Consider the following 347-nt stretch of genomic DNA (forward strand, 5'->3'; position numbering starts at 1 on the left):
AGCTTACTTCTGCCTGGTCTTCTCCGGCATATTCAAAGGTAAATTCCTGTACTTCATCTGTTGTAACAAATCCGTCAGGTGCATAGATTTCTTTCACATAGTATTTTCCGTCTACCGGAAGATCTGCCGTAAAAGTGATCTGTCCTTTTTCATCCGTTACTCGCTGCTCGATCAGACTGTCTTTCTCAAGAAGTACCTCGCCCTTTGCATTTTTTATATTTTCACTGGTATAAAGACCGAAGACACCACCTGCAAGGACACGTTCTGTATCTTTTTCTTTCTTCAGAACCGCAACCTTTACTTTCTGACGGGCATTCTGCCATTTCTCATCATAAGTGATGACTGGT

1 protein-coding gene is annotated in these 347 nt (G+C 42.1%); it reads right to left on the bottom strand.

The window, feature by feature from the left end:
* Nucleotides 1-347: prealbumin-like fold domain-containing protein (locus G5B12_RS18600; RefSeq protein WP_174088993.1), on the bottom strand; the 347-nt coding region annotated here is incomplete at both ends.

The organism is Blautia sp. MSK.20.85, assembly GCF_013317245.1.
Classification (GTDB): Bacteria; Bacillota; Clostridia; order Lachnospirales; family Lachnospiraceae; genus Blautia_A.